The 20151-nt window shown below is 61.0% G+C and carries 16 protein-coding genes; 5 read left to right on the plus strand and 11 right to left on the minus strand.

Translation table 11 applies throughout. From position 1 onward, the window contains the following. Positions 1-105: 105 nt before the first annotated feature. From HX805_RS05190 to treP, 5 genes are all read right to left on the minus strand, one after another. Positions 106-402, minus strand: coding sequence for a PTS transporter subunit EIIB (locus tag HX805_RS05190; protein ID WP_177116664.1), 297 nt, complete (start codon positions 400-402; stop codon positions 106-108). A 1-nt stretch (position 403) separates the two neighbouring features. After that, positions 404-2935, minus strand: a complete 2532-nt coding sequence (gene ptsP, locus HX805_RS05195) for a phosphoenolpyruvate--protein phosphotransferase (protein ID WP_177116665.1) — start codon at positions 2933-2935, stop codon at positions 404-406. Between the two features lie 48 nt (positions 2936-2983). Next, entirely contained in the window at positions 2984-4204 is a 1221-nt protein-coding gene (locus HX805_RS05200) for a carbohydrate porin (protein ID WP_087695126.1), read from the minus strand. Positions 4205-4275: 71 nt separating this feature from the next. Next, positions 4276-5922, minus strand: a complete 1647-nt coding sequence (gene treC, locus HX805_RS05205) for an alpha,alpha-phosphotrehalase (protein WP_003209630.1) — start codon at positions 5920-5922, stop codon at positions 4276-4278. A 66-nt stretch (positions 5923-5988) separates the two neighbouring features. Next, positions 5989-7431 (minus strand): PTS system trehalose-specific EIIBC component, encoded by a 1443-nt coding sequence (gene treP, locus HX805_RS05210; protein WP_177021404.1) that lies wholly within the window; start codon positions 7429-7431, stop codon positions 5989-5991. 235 nt (positions 7432-7666) lie between these two features. Between treP and treR the strand changes: the two genes are divergently transcribed. Continuing rightward, positions 7667-8371: a trehalose operon repressor gene (gene treR, locus HX805_RS05215; RefSeq protein ID WP_102368193.1), complete on the plus strand. Its 705-nt coding sequence runs from the start codon at positions 7667-7669 to the stop codon at positions 8369-8371. Positions 8372-8426: 55 nt separating this feature from the next. Here the strand turns inward: treR and HX805_RS05220 are convergent, their stop codons facing one another. The 6 genes from HX805_RS05220 to HX805_RS05245 all read right to left on the minus strand — a co-directional run bounded on the left by HX805_RS05220 (position 8427) and on the right by HX805_RS05245 (position 14919). Continuing rightward, positions 8427-9662, minus strand: a complete 1236-nt coding sequence (locus tag HX805_RS05220; RefSeq protein ID WP_177116666.1) for a type II toxin-antitoxin system HipA family toxin — start codon at positions 9660-9662, stop codon at positions 8427-8429. Then, complete coding sequence (locus tag HX805_RS05225; RefSeq protein WP_003209640.1) at positions 9655-9900, minus strand: helix-turn-helix transcriptional regulator; 246 nt, start codon at positions 9898-9900, stop codon at positions 9655-9657. The genes HX805_RS05220 and HX805_RS05225 overlap by 8 nt, the downstream gene beginning before the upstream one ends. Positions 9901-10097: 197 nt before the next feature. Continuing rightward, a complete protein-coding gene (gene guaA / locus HX805_RS05230) occupies positions 10098-11675 on the minus strand; it encodes a glutamine-hydrolyzing GMP synthase (RefSeq protein ID WP_003209644.1) in 1578 nt (525 codons plus the stop codon). A gap of 82 nt (positions 11676-11757) precedes the next feature. Next, complete coding sequence (gene guaB, locus HX805_RS05235; RefSeq protein ID WP_003209646.1) at positions 11758-13227, minus strand: IMP dehydrogenase; 1470 nt, start codon at positions 13225-13227, stop codon at positions 11758-11760. A 238-nt stretch (positions 13228-13465) separates the two neighbouring features. Continuing rightward, a complete protein-coding gene (locus HX805_RS05240; RefSeq protein ID WP_003209647.1) occupies positions 13466-14014 on the minus strand; it encodes a hypothetical protein in 549 nt (182 codons plus the stop codon). 137 nt (positions 14015-14151) lie between these two features. Next, entirely contained in the window at positions 14152-14919 is a 768-nt protein-coding gene (locus HX805_RS05245; RefSeq protein ID WP_003209649.1) for a sulfite exporter TauE/SafE family protein, read from the minus strand. Between the two features lie 99 nt (positions 14920-15018). On the opposite strand from HX805_RS05245, the gene HX805_RS05250 reads away from it, so the two are divergent. From HX805_RS05250 to leuA, 4 genes are all read left to right on the plus strand, one after another. Next, positions 15019-15909, plus strand: coding sequence for a LysR family transcriptional regulator (locus tag HX805_RS05250; protein ID WP_177027908.1), 891 nt, complete (start codon positions 15019-15021; stop codon positions 15907-15909). Between the two features lie 10 nt (positions 15910-15919). Further along, positions 15920-17299, plus strand: a complete 1380-nt coding sequence (gene xseA, locus HX805_RS05255; RefSeq protein ID WP_003209653.1) for an exodeoxyribonuclease VII large subunit — start codon at positions 15920-15922, stop codon at positions 17297-17299. Between the two features lie 3 nt (positions 17300-17302). After that, positions 17303-18124: a peptidoglycan DD-metalloendopeptidase family protein gene (locus HX805_RS05260; protein WP_003209655.1), complete on the plus strand. Its 822-nt coding sequence runs from the start codon at positions 17303-17305 to the stop codon at positions 18122-18124. Between the two features lie 320 nt (positions 18125-18444). Continuing rightward, positions 18445-20124 (plus strand): 2-isopropylmalate synthase, encoded by a 1680-nt coding sequence (leuA, locus tag HX805_RS05265; RefSeq protein WP_102605673.1) that lies wholly within the window; start codon positions 18445-18447, stop codon positions 20122-20124. The last annotated feature ends 27 nt before the right edge of the window (positions 20125-20151 follow it).

Here is a 20151-nt window from a genome sequence, read left to right on the forward strand (position 1 = left end):
GTGGGAGCGGGCTTGCTCGCGAAGGCGGTGGTTCAGCCAGCACATGGATTGACTGACACACCGCCTTCGCGAGCAAGCCCGCTCCCACATTTGATCTTCGTCGTCTTATAGAGCGGTGTTCAGGCCGGTAAGCAGGTGCACCACCCCGCCCGCCAACACCATCACGCCCGGCACGCCTGCCGCCTTGAGCGCCTGCGCATCCAACCGCCCCGCATCCTGCAACTGCACCCGCACCCGGGTCAGTGCTACCCGCTGCTGCGACTTGAGATTCTCCGCGCCGCCCAGCGCATTCAGCACTACCGGGGCCAACAGTGTTTCGCTCACTGGAGCTGCCTGCGGCGTTTCAAGCACCAGATCCGGCGTCAGGGCCTTCCAGAACGCCCGCTGAAATTTCTCGAACATGTCAGTTCTCCACAACCAATGAGGTTTCAACGGTAGCCGCGTGATACAGGCGCAAGGCCTCGCGAACCTGCGACGCTTCTTCCAGGCCCAGCACCTGGCGGGCGATGGACTGGCAGTCCGCCAGGTCCAGCTCGCGCACGGTAGCCTTGATGGTCGGGATCAGCGGCACGCTGACTGACAACTCATCCACCCCCAGCCCGATCAGCACCGGCACTGCCAGCGCTTCAGACGCCAACGCCCCACACACGCCGACCCACTTGCCATGGGCATGGGCCGCCTTGACGGTGGCGGCGATCAGGCGCAGCACCGCCGGGTGAAAGCTGTCGGCCTGGCTGGCGAGGCGCGGGTGATCGCGGTCCATGGCCAGGGTGTATTGGGTCAGGTCGTTGGTGCCGATGGAGAAGAAATCCACCTCCGGCGCAAACAGATCGGCCATCAATGCCGCCGATGGCACTTCGATCATGATTCCCAGCTTCGGCAGTTCCGTCAGCCCCAGGGCCAGCGCTTCCTCTTCAAGAATCTGCCGCGCCAGGCGCAGCTCCGAGAGCAGGCTGACCATCGGCAACATGATGTGCAGCCGGGCGAAACCGGCACTGGCGAGAATCGCCCGGAATTGTTCACGCAACAGTTCCGGGCGCTCCAGGCACAGGCGAATCCCGCGCAGGCCAAGGAACGGGTTGGTCTCGCTGTCCATCGGCACATAGGCCAGCGGCTTGTCGCCACCAACGTCGAGGGTGCGCACCACCAGATTGCGCTGCGGGCCCAATGCACGGGCGATGGCGCTGTAGGTGCCCGCCTGCTCTTCGGGGCTCGGCGCGCGGTTGCGGTCCAGGTAGAGGAACTCGGAACGCAGCAAACCAACGCCTTCGCCCCCCAGGGACAACGCCTGCTCCACCTCCTGCAACGATGCGACGTTGGCCGTCACTTCGACATGATGACCGTCGCGGGTCGTAGCGGGCAACGACGCCTGCTCCACTTCCCGCTGGCGGCGCAGCACTTGTTGTTGGCGGCTGGCTTGCAAGTGTTCGATCTCGGCCAGGTCCGGGTCCAGGTGCAACTCGCCCTTGTCGGCATCCAGCAGCACTTGCTTGCCGTTGGCCAGTTCCAGCACCTGCGCCGGCACCCCGCAGATGGCCGGCAAGCCAAGGGCGCGGGCGAGAATGGCGACGTGGCTGGTAGCGCCGCCGCCCACCGTCACAAAACCCAGCACCTTGCGCGTGTCGAGGCTGGCGGTTTGCGAGGGAGTCAGTTGTTCGGCAATCAGGATTGCCTGCTCCGGCAAATCCCAGGCGCTGTCCTGAACCCCGAGGATCAATTTCAGCACCCGCTGGCCAACGTCTGCCAGGTCGGCAGCGCGCTCGGCCAGCAAGGCGTTGCCCAGGCCCTGGAAGAGCGTGGCGGTGGCCTCGGTGGCGCTGTTCCAGGCGAAGGCCGCGCTCTTGCCCTGGTCCAGCAGGTCGCGGGTTTGTTCCAGCAGGGCCGGGTCGTCCAGCAACTCCTGATGGGCGCGGAAGATCTCAGACTGGGCAGTGCCGACGGCCTTTTCCTGCAGGGCTTGCAGCGCCTGATTGGCGTTGTTCAGGGCATGGGTCAGGGCCGCACGTTCCAGCGCTTCACCTTTGCCGGTCTCTACGAACGTCAGTGCCGGCTCCTTGACCTGCACCACCTGGCCAAACGCCGAACCGGGCGAGGCGCACACGCCGCGCAGCAAGGTCGCCGATGAATCAGGCGCCACGGGTGCAGCACCAGGTTGAGGAGCCGCGACGGTTTCACCGCAGCCTTCGGCCAGCAAGGTCACCAGCGCCTGGATCGCCGCTTCGGCATCCTCGCCGGCCGCGCTGACTTGCAAGGTGTCACCCTGCACCGTCTGCAATGCCATGATCCGTACCAGCGACTTGGCGTTGGCGCTTTCGGTTTGCTTGTGCAGGTAAATACTCGCCTTGAAGCCTTTGGCCGCCTGCGCCAGCACCGCCGCCGGGCGCGCATGCAGGCCGTTGGCGTTGGGCAAGGTCAGTGGCCTGGAGAACAGGGCGTCACCCTCCTCGTCTTTCACCTCGTCGGCAACGGCTTGCGGCGTGACTCGCAGCAGTGGCTGCCCCACGTCTACCAGGCCCTGCTCGGGCGTCAGCAGCTTAAAGGGCTCGCCACTGACCACCAGCATCAGGGTCAGCAAACTACGGGCATTGAGCGCCACGTAGTCGGCATCAAATTCAATCAGCGGTTGCCCGGCTTCCACCCGCTGGCCTTCCTCGACCAATCGGGTGAAACCCTTGCCCGCCAGGTTCACGGTGTCCAGGCCGATGTGCATCAGCACCTGGACGCCGTTGTCATCGGTGATGCTCACCGCATGACCACTGTCCTGGATATTGCTGATCACCCCGGCCAGTGGCGCGCAGAGGGTCTGCGAGGTCGGATCGATGCACAGGCCATCGCCGATCAGGCGACTGGAGAACACCGGATCAGGCACCTGGTCCAGGGCGAGCAGCACCCCGGACAATGGCGCCAGCAATTCCAGGGATTGGGTTGTGGTCATGACTTCACCTGCTGTTTGGTTCTGTAAAAATCATTGGGCATCGACGGCTTATTTCCACCAGTACTCAACCTGCACACCAAAGTTGGAGCCATGCAACGCCGAGCCATAACTGCCGGTGTCGGACAACGCCGAACCTGCCGCCAGTTCATTGGCCGCACGCTTGGCCGCTTCGTTCCAGGTCGCGTAGGTGTAATACAAGCGCACTTCCGGTCGTGCCCAGAAATCCGGGCCTTTGGGCGACCAGGTCGGGGCGAACGTAAATTTGCTCAGCTTGCGCGTGCCACCGGTAGCCTCGACCTGATCATGACCGAGTTCGGTGACCAGCTTGAACTGTTCGGAAATCGCATAGGCCGGGCGCACGCCCAGCGACATCCAGGTCTGATCCTGGCTGCCCGGGCGAATATCCTTCTGGTACACGGCCTCGATCTGCCCGCCAAACCGTGGCGTCACTTGCCAGTCGAAGAACTCCACTGCGCGGTAGCTCTTGCTGCTTTTATCGAGGAAGGTATCGCCGGTATAACCGAGGCCGGTGCCGGGGCCTTCGCCGTACTGCAGGGCAAATTTGTTGCGCCCGCCGAGGAAGGGTTTCTGCACATGCTGGGCGGTAATGGCCCAGCCGCTGTTGGTGTCACGGCCACCGGCTTTTTCGATATAGCTCAAGCCCAGTTCCAGCTCGCCGCCGGGGTTGGTCTTGAACCCGGCCACGTTAAAGTCGTGACGGGTGGCGTATTCCTTCTGGTACAGGTTGTCCTTGCGGGAAAGTGCGTAGCTGTATTTCAGGTCGCCGATTTTCACGTCCTCGATACCGCCACCCGTGGCGCTCTGGTTCCAGTAGTAGAAGTCGGAGATATGGATATCGTTTCGTTTGTAGTAGCGCCGGCCGGCCCACAGCGAACCGCCGTTGAGGCTGGGGATGTTCGACCACTGCGCGTACATCTGCGGCATGCGTGCCGAGCCGTTGTCTTCGCCCTGGAACTTCAGCGCCCGGTCGTACTTGTTGTACAGCGAAGCCATGGCGTCGACGCTGAACACCGAGCCGTCGTCGAGGGTCAGCAGGTCCTGGCGCAATTCGAGTTCGGCGTACTGCTCGCACTCGTTGCCCAGGCGGTATTTGGATTGTGCACCCGGCAACTGGAAGCACTGCTGCTTGCCACTGCCGGTTGAAGTCCCCGCACCGCTACGCAAGTAGCCGGCAAATTCCAACGCCTGGGCTGCCATCGGCAAGGTCAGGCAGGATGCAACGAGGCCCAGCTTTATTGTTGTTTTCATGAAGCACTCCGATATTTTTATTATGTTTTTTTAAGCGCCCCGGCTCTCCCACGCCGGGGGTAAAGCGGGTCTCAGTCCTTGAGATGCAGCACAAACGATTCATACGGGCGCAGCGAGACCTGGCTCGAGCGCTGTGGGCAGTCGTCGTAGTTGCTGATCAGCAGGCGTTGCTCACTCGCCGCCGTCAGCAGGCCATCGGGCAGTTCGATCTGGCATGGCGTGCCGTAGAAGTTGTTCAGCACCAGCAGGCGTTCGCCGTGGCCTTCGCGCAGGTACGCCCAGACCTGGGTGTGCTGTGGCAGCAGTTGGCGATAAACGCCTTCCTGAATCAGCGGCTCATGCCGACGCAGCTTGATCAGCGCACGGTAGTGATGCAGTACCGATTGCGGGTCATCCAGCTCGCTTTGCACGTTGATCTGCGCGGCGTTGGCCGGGATGCCGATCCACGGTTCGCCGCGACTGAAGCCAGCGTTTTGCTCGGCATTCCATTGCATCGGTGTGCGGCTGTTATCGCGGGACTTCTGCATGATCGCCGCCATGCTCGATGCCTCGGACTCACCGGCCTCGCGTTTGAGCCGATAGATGTTCAGCGTCTCGACATCCCGGTATTGGTCGATGGTGTCGAAGCCCGGATTGGTCATCCCCAGCTCTTCGCCCTGGTACACGAAAGGCGTGCCCTGGAGGAAGTGCAGCGCAGTGGCGAGCATCTTCGCCGAGACCACGCGGTGCTCGCCGTCGTCACCAAAACGCGAGACCACCCGCGGCTGGTCGTGGTTACACCAGAACAGCGCATTCCAGCCGCCACCGGCCTGCATGCCGAGTTGCCAGTCGGACAGAATCTGCTTGAGTTGCAGGAAGTCGAAGTCGGCCGCGACCCACTTCTGCAGGTTCGGATAGTCGACTTTCAGGTGGTGAAAGTTGAAGGTCATCGACAGCTCTTTCGACTGTGGATTCGAATAACGAATGCAGTGCTCAAGGCTGGTGGACGACATCTCGCCGACGTTGATCAGGTCATGCCCCTCGAACACTTCGCGGTGCATTTCCTTCAGGTATTCATGCACGTTCGGGCCGTCGGTGTAGAAGCGCCGACCGTCGCTGTTGTCTTCCGGAAAATCCGCCGGCTTGGAGATCAGGTTGATCACGTCCAGGCGGAAACCGCCCACGCCCTTGTCGCGCCAGAAGCGCATCAGCTTGAACACTTCGGCGCGCACCTTGGGGTTGTCCCAGTTCAGGTCGGCCTGGGTGTGGTCGAACAGGTGCAGGAAGTACTGGCCGGTCTGCGCCTCGTATTCCCAGGCCGAGCCGCCGAACTTGGACTCCCAGTTGTTCGGCTGGTCGCGCCAGATGTAGAAGTCGCGGTACGGGTTGTCGAGGCTGCTGCGGGCCTGCTGGAACCACTCGTGTTCGATGGAAGTGTGGTTGACCACGATGTCGAGCATCAGCGTGATGCCGCGCTTGGCGGCTTCGCTGATCAGCAAGTCGCAATCGGCCATGGTCCCGTAGCTCGGGTCGATGGCGTAGTAGTCACTGATGTCGTAGCCGTTGTCGCGTTGCGGCGAGCGCAGGAACGGGGTGATCCACAGGCAATCGACGCCCAGCCACTTCAGGTAATCGAGCTTGTCCACGATGCCCAGCAGGTCACCGGTGGCGTTACCCGCGTGGCTGTGGAAGCTTTTTGGGTAGATCTGGTAGATCACCGAATGTTGCCAGTTTTGCATGACGGGTTCCTTCAATCTGGAAATGCGATCAACTGTGGGAGCTGGCTTGCCTGCGATAGCGGTAGATCAGGCGACCCGGTATCCGGGCCGGACAATTTTCATGCTCAACACACAGGTCAAAACAAACGGCACGACAATCGCGACGACCATGCCGATGACAAAACTTGGGATGTACTGCGGGATGATCGAGATGAACCCGGGCAAGCCACCGACGCCGATGGCCGAGGCCTGCACCTTGTTCAGCGAGAGGAAAATACTGCCCAGCGCCGAGCCGGTCAGCGCCGCGTAGAACGGAAACTTGAAGCGCAGGTTGACCCCGAACATCGCCGGCTCGGTGATGCCGAAGTAGGCGGAAATCGCCGAGGTGGACGCCATGCTCTTGTCCCGTGCATTGCGGCTCATGTAGAACACGCCGAGCGCCGCGCTGCCCTGGGCCAGGTTGGACATGACGATCATCGGCCAGATAAAGGTGCCGCCTTGGGTGGAGATCAGTTGCAGGTCCACGGCGAGGAACATGTGGTGCATGCCGGTGATCACCAGCGGTGCATACAGCAGGCCGAAGATTGCGCCGCCGACCATCGGCGCCAGGTCAAACAGGGTGACCACGCCTTCGGTGATCAGGATGCCGAGGTGGCGGGTCACCGGGCCGATGATCGCCAGCGCCAGTACGCCGGTGACGACGATGGTAGTGATCGGCACCACCAGCAACTGAATGGCATTCGGCACCCGTGCCCGCAGCCATTTCTCAATCACGCTCATCACGTAGGCGGCCAGCAGGATCGGCAGGATCTGGCCCTGGTAGCCGACCTTCTCGATCTTGAACCAGCCGAAAATATCGAAGTACGGCAGGCTCTGGCCGTCGAGGCCGGCGACCGCCTTGCCGTAGTTCCAGGCGTTGAGCAGATCGGGGTGCACCAGCATCAGGCCGAGGACAATGCCGAGGATTTCACTGCCACCAAAGCGCTTGGCCGCCGACCAGCCCACCAGTGCCGGCAGGAACACGAACGAGGTGTTGGCCATCAGGTTGATCAGGCTCCACAGGCCATCCAGGTTCGGATAGGCGTCGAGCAAGGTCTTGTCCGCGATGAACATGCCCTTGGCGCCCATCAGGTTGTTCACCCCCATGAGCAAACCGGCAATGATCAGCGCCGGCAAAATCGGCATGAACACATCGGAGAACACCCGCACCAGGCGCTGCATCGGGTTTATCTTGTCGGCGCTTTTCTGTTTCACGTCCGCGATGGTCGACGCGGCGAGGCCCGTTTGCTCACGCAGGGCGGCGTAGACCTTTTCCACTTCGCCGGGGCCGATCACGATCTGGAACAGGCCGCCGGTGAAGAACGAACCCTTGACCAGGTCGACCTGGTTCAGCTCGCTGCTGTTGGCCAGGCTCGGGTCCTTGAGGGCCAGGCGCAAGCGGGTCACGCAGTGGGCAGCTTGCTCAAGGTTGTCGCTGCCGCCAAGGTTCTTGAGAATCTCGCGGGCAATATTCGGATAGTCGTGGCTCATGCTTGGTATCCACTCTGGTTTTTTTTATTGGGCGGTCATAGGCAGCACGCCGAAGCCAAAAGTACTCGTCTGTACGAGTTAAAGCAATAACTCGTATGTACGAGTTTGAAAATGATTAATTTTCTGTTTTTTGAGTCAGAAATTTCCGAGTTCTACAATGGGTTGCATGGACAAACCCCATCGCTGCCACTAAGGTTCCTGCCTTGAACGCCAACGCGGCACAGAGCCCTTCCCCATGAGTAAATACAACCAGATCTATACCGATCTGCTTGCCAGCATCACCACCGAACGCCTGCAACGCGGCACGCGCCTGCCCTCCGAAACCGAACTGATGGACGCCTACCAGGCCAGCCGTGGCACGGTACGCCGGGCGATCGAGCAATTGCAGGAGCGTGGGTTCGCGCAAAAGATCCACGGCAAGGGCACCTTCGTGCTGTCACCCAACCCCATCGAGTTCCAGCTCGGCGGTATCGTCAGCTTTCGCGAGACCCACGCCGCCCTCGGCGACGACGTCAGTACCGAAGTGGTGGAGTTCAGCCAGTTCCCGCTGGAAGGCCCGTTGATGCAACACATTGAGGCCGAAGCTGGCAGCCTGATTACCCGGGTCAAACGGGTGCGGCGGATCGACGGCAAACGGGTGATCCTCGACATCAACCACTTCGTCGCCGACCTGATACCGGGGCTGAATCGGGAGATTGCCGAGCAGTCGATCTATGCGTTTATCGAACAGACCTTGCAGCTGCAGATCAGCTATGCCCAGCGCACCATCGAAGCGCTGCCACGGGGAAAGGACGATCAGACACACCTGGACCTCGAAGGTCAGAGCCATGTGATCGTGGTGAGCAACCAGACGTTTTTGCAGGATGGACGGCAGTTCGAGTACACCGAGTCGCGGCATACGCTGGATAAGTTTTACTTTTCGGATATTGCGCGGCGGTAAACAAAGAAACGACTTGGCGAGTCCTCGAAAAGCCCGGCGTCGTCAGTCGGGCAAATCACTCCGGCACAATGCTCCTGGCCAGCCCGGCATTCCATGCAGCGACCATCTTTCCCCCCACCTCGTCGAACGCTGGGTGGACGCTTCGATACTCGGAAAGCTCCTCCATAGCGCGACTCATACCCTGGTGCACTCTGGCTAGCAATTCGTTGCAGCGCGCCTCTGTCAAACCGCATGAGCTACGCCCGAACTGAACCAGCATCTTGCGCTTTGGCCAGGCTTTCGAGCCACCGAGCAACAGCCCCATGATGTCGTTGCCGTTGTACACGGTGGTGGTCACCAGGTCGTAAGCCGGGGCGAGCCACACGTCAGCATCTTCTGCACAATTTTCATAAAGCAGGCCGAAGTTCTTGAGGTGCCCGTCACCATTCTGGATACCGGCAGAGAGTCCCACCATCATGAAGAAGTCTTCCAGCGTCCTGGTTATGCGGCTTGGCGTGACAAAAGACCGGATCAGCTTCGCGCATCCCTGATAACTGCCGTCGTACTTCTTCGCGGTTCCCCAACCCGATAGAACGCACATGTCCTCAAATCCGAGGTAGGCGCTTTCACCGATGTCGAACCGCTTCACCACCAGGAGCGTTCCCTGCTGGCTGAGATGGAATTCAGGTACTTCAAGACCACAATGGAGTGCGGCCCGCATGCAGAAAAACTCATTGGCTGCCAGTTGCGGAAAGTCTGAGTCGTTGAACGCCTTAACCAGATGCGTGGCGCCTCGATGAGTGAAACGCTCAACGTCGGGAGGCCTATCGCCTGCGTCGCGCACCAGCACTTTCGGTTGAACGCCCGACACCCCCGAGTAGGCTGCGTAGGTTTTGAGAAGGTCATCAAACAGCTCTTGCGCCCCGTCATAGACCAACAGCTCGGAGAGCTTGACCTCAGGCAACGGCTCGCCACTCGCTTCATGGGCAACACTGATACGGCCAAGTTGGTGTGGACCGACAATGCCCAGCAAAGAGAAGTCATCAAAGCCACGCACTGACTTGCTGAAACGTCGCACGAGCTCGTCCTTGAGATGCCCCTCGGGGATGTGCATCTCGAAGACCGGGTGGATTCCATACTCCCAGTTGTAGCTTTCCAGACGCACCGGCATGGTCAGGGAAATCGCGTTCTCGTCGGCGACTCCCTCGTGATAGGAAAAAACCGAATCACGCCGATTTTCTTCTCGCCGCCCAAGCGTTCCGGCAGGCACGCCACCTGCGCCGATATACAGCCGGTCACTTTGACTAGTCATGGACGTTTCCTGATTTCAGTTCATCGAGGGTCTTGCGCCGACGCATGGGGATAGCGGTCAGCTCGTACCCCAAGCCTTCAAGGATGGCTGCGACCTTGCGAATCCCTACTTCAGGGACGGTGTTGTTCTCAATCCCCGAAATGGTTGCGCGACTCATCCCATGCCGATGCGCAAGCTGGCTTTGTGACAGGCCTGCGGCTTTGCGGAGATTCTTGATGAGTATTCCTAAGTCGCCCATTTATCTGCATCCTATACAATGCACAAATAGATAAAATCACACATATGAACCGTATACGATGCAAATCATCTTGAATAGATCTTTATTCGGGTAAACGACCAAGTGCAGCTCTCGCGTAAATATCCACACTCCAGAAACACAAAACCCCGGCACCAGGCCGGGGTTTTGTTATTCAGCGCTCACCTGCTACGGCAGGATCATTCCCACTCAATGGTCGCCGGCGGCTTGCTCGACACGTCATAAGTCACGCGCGAAATACCTTCGATCTCATTGATGATACGACCGCTGACCGTCTCCAGCAGTTCGTACGGCAGGTGTGCCCAACGGGCGGTCATGAAGTCGATGGTTTCCACCGCACGCAGGGCAACAACCCATGCGTAACGACGGCCATCGCCAACCACGCCAACCGATTTCACCGGCTGGAACACTACGAACGCCTGGCTGACCTTGTGATACCAGTCGGCCTTGCGCAGTTCTTCGATGAAGATGTGGTCGGCGCGACGCAGCAGGTCGGCGTATTCCTTCTTCACTTCACCGAGGATCCGCACGCCCAGGCCCGGGCCCGGGAATGGGTGGCGGTAGACCATGTCGTACGGCAGGCCGAGTTCGAGGCCCAGACGACGGACTTCGTCCTTGAACAGTTCGCGCAGTGGCTCTACCAGCTTGAGGTTCATTTCCTCAGGCAGGCCGCCCACGTTGTGGTGGGACTTGATCACGTGGGCCTTGCCGCTCTTGGCGCCGGCCGATTCGATCACGTCCGGGTAGATGGTGCCCTGGGCGAGGTACTTGATGTTGTCCAGTTTGTTGGACTGGGCATCGAATACGTCGATGAAGGTGCGGCCGATGATCTTGCGCTTCTTCTCAGGGTCGGACTCGCCGGCCAGGTTGTTCAGGAACTGATCTTCAGCGTTGGCGCGGATCACCTTGACGCCCATGTTCTCGGCGAACATGGCCATCACTTGCTCACCTTCGTGCAGGCGCAGCAGGCCGTTGTCGACGAAGACGCAGGTCAGTTGGTCGCCGATGGCCTTGTGCAGCAGCGCCGCAACCACGGAGGAGTCAACACCGCCGGACAGGCCCAGCAGGACGTTGTCGGTGCCGACCTGGGCACGTACGTTGGCGATGGCGTCTTCAGCGATCTTCGACGGGGTCCACAGGGCTTCGCACTGGCAGATGTCGAGGATGAAGCGCGACAGGATGCGACCGCCTTGCTTGGTGTGGGTCACTTCCGGGTGGAACTGCACGCCGTAGTAGCCGCGCTCGTCGTTGAACATGCCGGCAATCGGGCAGCTCGGGGTGCTGGCCAGGATGTGGAAGTCTTCCGGCATCCGGGTGACCTTGTCACCGTGGCTCATCCATACGTCGAGGCCAAACAGGCCGTCGGCGTCGATGTGGTCTTCGATGCCGTCCAGCAGGCGGCTCTTGCCGACCACGTCGACACGGGCGTAACCGAATTCACGCAGCTCGGAACCTTCAACCTTGCCGCCCAGTTGCTCGGCCATGGTCTGCATGCCGTAGCAGATACCGAAGACCGGCACGCCCAGGTCAAACACCGCCTGCGGGCAACGCGGGCTGTTGGCTTCGTGCACGGACTCGGGGCCGCCGGCGAGAATGACGCCTTTTGGAGCGAATTCGCGAATCGCTTCGTCGTCCATGTCGAACGGATGCAGTTCGCAGTACACGCCGATTTCACGCACGCGGCGGGCGATCAGCTGAGTGTACTGGGAACCGAAGTCGAGGATCAGGATGCGGTGGGCGTGAATGTCGAGGGCCATGAGATCAGTCTCGTCTAATGAATCAGAAACAACTCGGGGCTGAATAAGACAGCCCCGGTTACTTAACTATTTGCTGGAAGCATCAACCTACGCGGTAGTTTGGCGCTTCCTTGGTGATCTGTACGTCGTGGACGTGGGACTCGGCCATGCCGGCACCGGTGATCCGCACGAACTCAGGCTTGGTGCGCATTTCTTCGATGTCGGCGCTGCCGGTGTAGCCCATCGAGGAACGCAGGCCGCCCATCAGTTGATGGATGATGGCGCTCAGGGTGCCCTTGTACGGAACACGCCCTTCAATGCCTTCCGGTACCAGCTTCTCGGCGCCCGCGGAGGAGTCCTGGAAGTAGCGGTCGGAAGAGCCTTGAGCCTGGGACATGGCGCCCAGGGAACCCATGCCACGGTAAGCCTTGTACGAACGACCCTGGAACAGTTCGATCTCGCCCGGCGCTTCTTCAGTACCGGCGAACATCGAGCCCATCATCACGCAGGAAGCACCGGCGACGATGGCCTTGGACAGGTCACCGGAGAAACGGATGCCGCCGTCGGCGATCAACGGTACGCCAGTGCCTTCAAGGGCCGCGGCGACGTTGGCGATGGCGCTGATTTGCGGCACGCCTACACCGGCCACGATACGGGTGGTGCAGATCGAGCCAGGGCCGATACCGACCTTGACCGCATCAGCACCGGCTTCGGCCAGGGCCTTGGCGGCAGCGCCGGTGGCAATGTTGCCGCCGATCACTTGCACGTCAGGGAAATTCTGTTTGACCCAGCGAACGCGGTCGATCACGCCTTTGGAGTGACCGTGGGCAGTGTCGACCACTACCACGTCAACACCGGCAGCCACCAGGGCCGCTACACGGTCACCGGTGTCTTTGCCGGTACCGACCGCAGCGCCTACGCGCAGACGACCCTGATCGTCCTTGCTGGCCAGCGGGTAAGCCTTGGCTTTTTCGATGTCGTTGACGGTCATCATGCCCTTGAGGGCGAATTTGTCGTCGACGATCAGTACGCGTTCGATGCGGTGCTTGTGCAGCAGCTCGCGCACATCGTTCTTGTCGGCGCCTTCCTTGACAGTAACGAGGCGCTCTTTAGGCGTCATCACTTCACGGACGGTGACTTCAAGACGGTTCTCGAAACGCACGTCACGGGAAGTGACGATGCCGACCAGGTCGCCATCGTGCAGCACCGGAACGCCGGAGATGTTGTGCAGGCGGGTCAGGTCGAACAGGTCACGAACGGTGGCATCGGCCTCGATGGTGATCGGGTCCTTGACCACACCGGCTTCGTAACGCTTGACCTTGCGAACTTCGGCAGCTTGCTGCTCGATGGTCATGTTCTTGTGGATGATGCCGATGCCGCCTTCCTGAGCCATGGCGATTGCCAAACGGGCTTCAGTGACGGTGTCCATGGCAGCGGAAACCAGAGGAATATTCAGCTCGATGCCACGGGTTAGGCGGGTCTTGAGACTGACTTCGTTAGGAAGCACCTCGGAATAACCGGGCACTAGGAGAATGTCGTCGAATGTCAGAGCTTCTTGGCTGATACGCAGCATCGCGGGGGCTCCCGAGCGGGAAAATGGAAGCGCGCCATTATAGTCAGACACCCCCTCGGGTTCAATGTAAAACTCTGACAAACTTGGTAATACTGATAGATGGATGATTTTTGCAGCGCTGATCGTTCCCACGCTCTGCGTGGGAACGCCGCTTTGGACGCTCCGCGTCCTGGCCAGGGCGACGCGAAGCGTCACGGGAAGCGTTCCCACGCGGGAGCGTGGGAACGATCACATCGGATTAAAGTTCGACTTTGACCCAACTCATCTTCTGGTCCAGCCAGTCGGCAAATTCGTCGATAAAACTCTGCTTGAACCCCGCCTCCGCCCAGTTATTGAAGATGAATCCCAGGTTGGAAAAGCCGCATTCCTGCAGGAACAGGAAGCCATTGATGTCGTCTTCATGCCCACACAGCGGGCAGGTGAAGTTGTCGGTGTGGCCGGGCATCCAGTCTTCCAGGCTTTCGAACAGGGCTTCGCCGACTTCCTTGAGGCACTCGGGACAGCCGGCCTCTTCCAGGAAGCCTTTGGCCGGGGTGTAGATGCAGCGCTTGTAGATGATCTCCAGGCCGTTGATCGGCTCGTTGAACGGCAGCGCGTCGGGGTGCAGCACCACGGCGCGGGCACCGTCGGCCAGGGCATAGCCCATGCGGTTGCCGGTGCGCCCGCAGGTGGTGAGTTCTTCCTTGACGATGTTCTTGCGCACCAGCCAGCGCACGATCGCCCGGGCGCGGGGTTCGTGGACGGGTAGCGTGGAGATTTTCGGGACAAGGATGCTTTGGGAATTCATGGGAGTCCTGCGGCGTGGCTACTGGCGCCTTCGCGAGCAAGCCCGCTCCCACAGGGGGAATGCGTTCCAAATGTGGGAGCGGGCTTGCTCGCGAAGAGGCCCTGAAGGCTGGCAGCTTAATCCCTGAAACAATCAGGTCAAGTACTCAAGTAACGGGCAATCAAGGCAATGCCACTGGCCAGCACCAGCCAGGTCACCAACCGCACAAACGCCTCGCGGGACATGCGCAGGGTCAACCGCCGCCCCGCCCACAGCCCGAGCGCCATGGCCGGCAACAGGCACACCGCCAACATCAACAAGGGTAGCTCGGCATACACGCCCGCGATCAGAAACAGGCTCAGGCGCACCACCGTGCTGCAACTGATCAACGCACTCTGGGTCGCCCGCGCGCCATCCTTGGGCAATCGACTGTTGAGGTAGATCGCATACAGAAAGCCGCCACTGCCGAACAACGCGCCAAACAGCCCGCCGACAACCCCCATGGGAATCGCCCAGCCGGCTGCCATCTGCGTGGGCTTGGCCTTCACCGCCAGGCTGTAGATCGCATAGGCGCTGATAAACAGCCCCATCAACAGCAGCAATAAATCAGAGTGCAGGTTGAGCAGGAAGATCACCCCAAGGGTGCAGCCAATCGCCATGCACGGCAGTAGCCTGAACAACTCCGGTTTCACCACATCCCGGCGCGATTGCAGAAGGTTGCCGAAGGCCGCGACAAAATCCAGCAGCACCAGCAAGGGGATGATCTTCGACAGCGGCATGAACAGAATCAGGATCGGCCCCGCCACCAATGCGGTACCAAAGCCTGCAATGCCGAACACGATATACGCCAGGGCAATCGCCACGCCTATCACCAGCCAGTCCACACCGCCAAACGACCAATGACTCAACAGCTCGACCGGACTCATGACGTATTCCTTATTAGAGATGGCCATCACTTTAGCCATTGGCAAGCGTTGCGACTAATATCTTCAAAGCCCATCACTCATCTCGAAAAGGCATGACTTGTGATTTCCACCCGGCAATTGCGTTACTTCGTCGAAATCGCCGAGAGCGGCAGCTTCAGCGCAGCGGCCGAGCGGCTGTTTGTGGCGCAATCGGCACTGAGCCGGCAGATCAAGGAGCTGGAAAACCTGCTGCAAACGCCGCTATTTGAACGCACTGCGCGCCAGCCACGGCTGACGGCTGCGGGCGAGGCTTTTTATCCGCGGGCACGCAACCTGCTGGGCGAACTGCTCAAGGCCAGTGAGATGGCGACGCAAGTGGGCAATGGACAGCTCGGCACGCTGCGGATGAGCCATTCGAGCACGGTGCCGATGAGTGGCCGCCTGCTGCGCGGCATCGGTGCCTGGCTGGAACGATGCCCGGGCGTGTCGATGGACATCGCCAAACTGTCCTCCGAAGCCCAGTTGGAAGAAATCGCCGACGGCCGACTGGAGGTCGGGCTGTTGCGCTTACCGGTGTTGCGCCAGCGCGAAGGCGTGCGCATCGTGCCTTTATATAGCGAGCGACTGTTGCTGGCCGTGCCGCCGAACCACCGGTTGGCCGGGCACACATCCGGTATCGATTTGACGCAACTGAAGAACGAAGCGTTTATCTCGATCCCTCACCCCCAGCGCGGAGGGCTGAGTTACCTGTCAGCCGAGTTGTGCATGCGTGCAGGATTTTTCCCCAAGGCGGCGCGGGTGATGTCGCGCAAGACCACGCAGTTACAGCTGATCCAGGCCGGATTCGGGATCGCCTTGCTGCCGGAGTCGATGCAGGACATTGCGCCGGCCAACATTCATTTTTTACCCCTGGCCGATCCCGATTGCCAAAGCACCGTCGCCCTCGCCTGCCAGCAAACGCCGAGCGCGCTGGTGGAGCAGTTCTGTCAAACCCTGCACGAATGCCTATAAACTGCCGCCCATGATTAAAGATCCCTTTGCCCGTCTGGGCCTGGACCGCGAAGTCCTGACTGTCAGCCAGCTCAACGGCCGCGCGCGGGTGTTGCTGGAAGACGTGTTCACCAATATCTGGGTCGAAGGCGAGATCTCCAACCTCGCCCGCCCGGCCTCCGGCCACGTGTATTTCACCCTCAAGGACAGTGGCGCCCAGGTGCGTTGTGCGCTGTTCCGGCAGAACGCCGCCCGGGTGCGCCAGGCGTTGAAAGACGGCTTGGCGGTGAAGGTGCGGGGCAAGGTCTCGCTGTTTGAGGGCCGTGGCGACTATCAGCTGATTCTCGACACGGTGGAGCCGGCCGGTGACGGCGCACTGCGCCTGGCCTTCGACGCGCTGAAGGAAAAACTCAGCGCCGAAGGCCTGTTCAGTGCCGAGCGCAAGGTGCCACTGCCCGCCCACCCACGGCGCATCGGGATTATCAGCTCGCCCACCGGCGCGGTGATTCGCGACATCATCAGCGTGTTCCGCCGCCGGGCACCCAACGTGGAACTGACGTTGATCCCGACAGCCGTACAAGGTCGTGAAGCCGTGGCGCAGATCGTCCGCGCGCTGAAGCTGGCCGATGCACGCGGCTTCGACGCGTTGATCCTGGCCCGTGGCGGCGGGTCGCTGGAAGACCTCTGGTGCTTCAACGAAGAAGCCGTGGCGCGTGCGGTGGATGCCTGCGTAACGCCCATCGTCAGCGCCGTTGGCCATGAGACCGATGTGTCGATCAGCGACTTTGTCGCCGACGTACGCGCCCCAACGCCTTCCGCCGCTGCCGAGCTGTTGGCGCCGGACTCCAGCCACCTGACTCGCCAGGTAGAGAACCTGCACCGCCGCCTGGTGATGCTGATGCGCAACCGCCTGACCCACGACCGCCTGCGCCTGGAAGGCATGGCTCGTCGCCTGCGTCACCCGGGCGAGCGCCTGCGCCAACAGGCCCAGCGCCTGGATGACCTGGACATGCGCCTGCGGCGTGCCTTCGAGCGCAGCCTCAACACCCGTCGCGAGCGTTTGATCCGCCTGGAAACCCGCCTCGCCGGCCAACACCCCGGCCGCCAACTGGCGCTGTTGCGCCAACGCCTGGACAGCCTTGCCGAACGCCTGCCCCGTGCCATGCGCGAAGGCCTCAAGGCCCGTCGCCTGCAACTGCAAAGCCAGGTGCAGACGCTGCACGTGGTCAGCCCGCTGGCGACGCTTGGACGCGGCTACAGCATCTTGCTCGACGAACGCGGCCAGGCGATTCGCAACGCCGCGCAAACCCACACCGGGCAGCGCCTGACCGCGCGCCTCGGTGAAGGCCAATTGCAGGTACGGGTGGAAGACAACCACCTGACGCCCGTCACCCTCTCGTTACTGGATTGATTGATGCCACGCTTTTTAAGTTTGTTGATGCTGCTGTGCCTAACCTTTAACGCCCATGCCGACAGCTACATCACCCGCCTGCTGAACAAGCCGGTGCCCGGTGGCGTGGCGGTGGTCGACCTCGGCACTTCGGCCACGGCGCCCAAAGCCACCTACATGAACCGCCCAGTGCTAGTGGTGAAGGAGCAAAACAACTGGCTGGCGATTGTGGGCATCCCGCTGACGGTCAAGCCCGGCACCCAACGCATCACCAGCGGCAGCCAGAACCTGCCGTTTGTCGTGGGCTTCAAGAAATACCCCGAGCAGCACATCGCCCTGAAGAACAAGAGCCAGGTGAACCCGGACCCGGCGCAACTCAAGCGCATCGAAGGCGAGCTGGCAGTCCAGCTCAAGGCCTATCGCAGTTTCAGCCCGAACACGCCGAGCAACCTGCTGCTGGACAAGCCGGTGAACGGGCCGCTGTCGAGCAAGTTCGGCGTGCGACGTTTCTTCAACGGCGAGGAGCGGAATCCGCATTCCGGCCTGGACTTTGCCGTGGGCGCCGGCACGCCGATCAAGACCCCGGCAGCGGGCAAGGTGATCCTGACCGGCAACTACTTCTTCAACGGCAACACCGTGTTTGTCGACCATGGCCAGGGCTTTATCAGCATGTTCTGCCATATGTCGAAGATTGATGTGAGCGTGGGCCAGCAACTGGCTCGTGGTGCGGTGGTGGGCAAGGTCGGTTCCACCGGCCGGGCGACCGGGCCGCATATGCATTGGAACATCAGCCTGAACGACGCACGGGTGGATCCGGCGATCTTTATCGGCGCGTTTCAGCCCTGACGCTCAATTGCGCACCCGGCAACGGGTGCGCAAACAAAACACCCCCACACACAATTCTCAACCATAAAATCTCGTTTTCCTCAGCAATAGCAGAACTTCTCTCAATTTTTTCCGACTGCTTGCCATCTTTCACCCCGGCGGTTAGGGTTGGACCTATGAAAACCTCTCACACCCTCATTCAGCTCCGCCAGCACCGCAGCCTGTGCCTAGTCAGCGCACGACTGCCAGGCTGAATCGATCTGCCTCGTCTTCTGCTTTATCCCCAATAACAGTTTTACGGCAGGCCGCCTTTTCTCGGCCCCTAGACAAAGGATTTCCCGATGAGCATGCTCAAAGACCCGTCTTCGAAGTACCGCGCGTTCCCGACCATTGATATCCCGGACCGCACCTGGCCTTCGAAAACCATCACCACCGCGCCGATCTGGTGCAGTTCCGACCTGCGCGACGGCAACCAGTCGCTGATCGAACCGATGGACGCGGTGAAAAAGCTGCGTTTCTGGAAGACCCTGGTGGCCGTCGGTGTGAAGGAAATCGAAGCCTCCTTCCCGGCTGCGTCGCAAACCGATTTCGACTTCGTGCGCACCCTGATCGAAGACAATCACATCCCCGCGGACACCACCATCCAGGTGCTGACCCAGGGCCGTGAAGACTTGATCGCACGCACCTTCGAATCCCTGCGCGGGGCGAAGAAAGCCATCGTTCACTTGTACAACGCCACCTCGCCGTCGTTCCGCCGCATCGTGTTCAACCAGGACAAGGACGGCATCAAGGCGATCGCGGTCAACGCGGCCAAGCTGTTCGTCAAATACGCTGCCCAGCAGCCGGAAACCCAGTGGACCTTCGAATACTCGCCAGAGACGTTCAGCGCCACTGAGCTTGAGTTCGCCAAGGAAGTCTGTGACGCGGTGATCGAGGTCTGGAACCCGACGCCTGAGCACAAGGTGATCCTCAACCTGCCAGCCACCGTCGAGTGCGCCACCCCGAACATTTATGCCGACCAGATCGAGTGGTTCGGTCGTCATATCAACCGTCGCGACAGCGTGATCATCAGCCTGCACACCCACAACGACCGTGGCACCGGCGTAGCCGCCACCGAGTTGGGCCTGATGGCCGGCGCCGACCGTGTCGAAGGCTGCCTGTTCGGCAACGGCGAGCGTACCGGTAACGTCGACCTGGTCACCGTGGCCTTGAACATGTACACCCAGGGCCTCGACCCTCAGCTGGACTTCTCCGACATCGACGGTATTCGCAAAGTCGTCGAAGAGTGCAACCAGATCCCGGTGCACCCGCGTCACCCGTACGTCGGCGACCTGGTTCACACCGCCTTCTCCGGCTCCCACCAGGACGCGATCCGCAAGGGCTTCACCCAGCAGAAAGACGACGCATTGTGGGAAGTGCCGTACTTGCCGATCGACCCGGCCGACATCGGCCGCAGCTACGAGGCGGTGATCCGCGTCAACAGCCAGTCGGGCAAAGGCGGCATCGCCTACCTGCTGGAGCAGGAATACGGCATCAGCTTGCCGCGCCGCATGCAGATCGAGTTCAGCCAGGTGGTACAGGCCGAAACCGACCGCGTGGGCCTGGAGATGACCGCCGCGCAGATCTACAGCTTGTTGCAGCGTGAATACCTGCAAGCCAACATTCCTTACGCGCTGGTCAGCCATCGCTTGCAGGAAGAGAACGGCAACAGCTCGGTGGAAGTTGAAGTCTCCGGCAAGGGCCAGGGCGAAACCAACCTGCGCTGGCACGGCAAAGGCAACGGCGCCCTGGAAGCGCTGGTGGCCGGGCTGCCGATTGGTGTGGAGATCATGGATTACAACGAACACGCGATTGGCGCCGGCACCAATGCCAAGGCGGCGGCCTACATCGAGCTGCGAGTGAACGGTGAGCGTCCGGTGCATGGCGTGGGCATTGATGAAAACATCACCACGGCGAGCTTCAAGGCGGTGTTCAGCGCGCTGAACCGCTCGTTGAGCCAGCTGGAAGCGAAAGCGGCATAAACACGACCGCTGAAATGCGAAAGGCCC

Source organism: Pseudomonas sp. G5001 (assembly GCF_013385475.1).
Taxonomy (GTDB): domain Bacteria; phylum Pseudomonadota; class Gammaproteobacteria; order Pseudomonadales; family Pseudomonadaceae; genus Aquipseudomonas.